Origin of the sequence: Psychromonas sp. SP041 (genome assembly GCF_000470315.2) — a bacterium.
Lineage (GTDB): Bacteria > Pseudomonadota > Gammaproteobacteria > Enterobacterales > Psychromonadaceae > Psychromonas.
On record NZ_CBRF02000078.1, the window covers coordinates 1 to 2549 of the forward strand.

General features: G+C 45.4%; 1 protein-coding gene. It reads right to left on the reverse strand.

Features of this window, described 5'->3' with window-relative positions:
- The coding region (locus SP041_RS20570) for an Ig-like domain-containing protein (RefSeq protein WP_137298010.1) at nucleotides 1–2549 on the reverse strand (2549 nt) is incomplete at both ends.

Consider the following 2549-nt stretch of genomic DNA (forward strand, 5'->3'; position numbering starts at 1 on the left):
GTATAAGTCACTGTGCCATCATCGTTAATAGCAACAGAACCGTTCGCACCCTGCGTTACCGTATCAACCGGTGAAATAACACCGCCATCCACGTCAGTATCATTACCAATTACGTTAATGGTAATTGGCGTGTCTTCATTGGTTGTTGCTGAGTCAGCGACTAATACTGTGTCGTCAGCGACAGGATCTACTATTACGCTAACAGTTTCAGTATTGCCGTCTTCATTGGTGTAAGTGAAGCTATCAGAGCCATTGAAATCAGCATCAGGCGTATAAGTCACTGTGCCATCATCGTTAATAGCAACAGAACCGTTCGCACCCTGCGTTACCGTATCAACCGGTGAAATAACACCGCCATCCACGTCAGTATCATTACCAATTACGTTAATGGTAATTGACGTGTCTTCATTCGTTGTTGCGCTATCTGCCACTAATACGGTGTCGTCAGCGACAGGGTCTACTGTCACACTCACTGTTTCAGTATTACCGTCTTCATTGGTATACGTAAATGAGTCCGACCCATTGAAATCAGCATCAGGCGTGTAGGTTACGGTGCCATCATCGTTAATAGCAACCGTACCGTTCGCACCCTGCGTTACCGTATCGACCGGTGAAATAATACCGCCATCCACATCAGTATCATTGCCCACGACATTGATAATGACAGGTGTATCTTCATTCGTTGTCGCGCTATCTGCCACTAATACTGTGTCATCAGCGATTGGGTCTACTGTCACACTCACTGTTTCAGTATTACCGTCTTCATTGGTGTAAGTGAAACTATCAGAGCCGTTGAAATCAGCATTCGGCGTGTAAGTCACTGTGCCATCATCGTTGATAGCAACAGAGCCGTTCGCACCCTGCGTTACCGTATCAACCGGTGAAATAACACCGCCATCAACGTCGGTATCATTACCTACAACATTAATAGTAATTGGCGTGTCTTCATTGGTTGTCGCGCTATCTGCCACTAATACGGTGTCATCAGCAACAGGATCTACCGTCACACTCACTGTTTCAGTATTACCGTCTTCGTTGGTATACGTAAATGAGTCTGACCCATTGAAATCAGCATCAGGCGTGTAGGTCACCGTGCCATCATCGTTGATAGCAACCGTGCCGTTCGCACCCTGGGTTACCGTATCAACCGGTGAAATAACACCGCCATCCACGTCAGTATCGTTACCCACGACATTGATAATGACAGGTGTATCTTCATTCGTGGTCGCGCTATCTGCCACTAATACGGTGTCATCAGCAACAGGGTCTACTGTCACACTCACTGTTTCAGTATTGCCGTCTTCATTGGTGTAAGTGAAGCTATCAGAGCCGTTAAAGTCAGCATCAGGCGTGTAGGTTACGGTGCCATCATCGTTGATAGCAACCGTGCCGTTCGCGCTCTGCGTTACCGTATCAACGGGTGAAATAACACCGTCATCCACATCAGTATCATTACCAATTACGTTAATGGTAATTGGCGTGTCTTCATTGGTTGTCGCGCTATCTGCGACTAATACTGTGTCATCAGCGATTGGGTCCACTGTCACACTCACTGTTTCAGTATTACCGTCTTCATTGGTGTACGTGAAGCTATCAGAGCCGTTAAAGTCAGCATCAGGCGTGTAGGTCACCGTACCATCATTGTTAATAGCAACTGAGCCATTAGCACCTTGCGTGACCGTATCAACCGGTGACACTTCACCATCAACATCTGTATCATTGGCTAAAACATTAATGGTAATTGGGTTATCTTCAATTGTGGTTGCTGTGTCGGATGCTACTAAAGTTGGATCATTCGAAGTAGTAACACTTGGATCATTACTGACGACAGCACCATCAGTTGTACCGTCACTCGGCGTTAAAGTATAAGCAGGCAAATCTTGCCCACTATTGACTAATGCAGCACCAACATCCGTTAGCACCACAGTATTACCAACAATCGCGTAGTTCTCTGTGTCACTTAGTGTCACTGTTACCGTATCGCCATCTTCATCATTAGTTTCAAAAGTAGCGACTTCGGCACCTTCAACGGCACTACCATCATCTTCGATAAAATTATTTGAACCCGTTAACGTTAAAACAGGTCCATCGTTTACCGTAGTAACACTTGGATCATTACTGACGGTAACACCATCAGTTGTACCGTCACTTGGGGTTAAAGTATAAGCAGGCAAATCTTGCCCACTATTGACTAATGCAGCACCAACATCCGTTAGCACCACAGTATTACCAACAATCGTGTAATTCTCTGTGTCACTTAGTGTCACTGTTACCGTATCGCCATCTTCATCATTAGTTTCAAAAGTAGCGACTTCGGCACCTTCAACGGCACTACCATCATCTTCGGTAAAATTATTTGAACCAGTTAACGTTAAAACAGGTCCATCGTTTACCGTAGTAACACTTGGATCATTACTGACGACAGCACCATCAGTTGTACCGTCACTCGGCGTTAAAGTATAAGCAGGCAAATCTTGCCCACTATTGACTAATGCAGCACCAACATCCGTTAGCACCACAGTATTACCAACAATCGCGTAGTTCTCTGT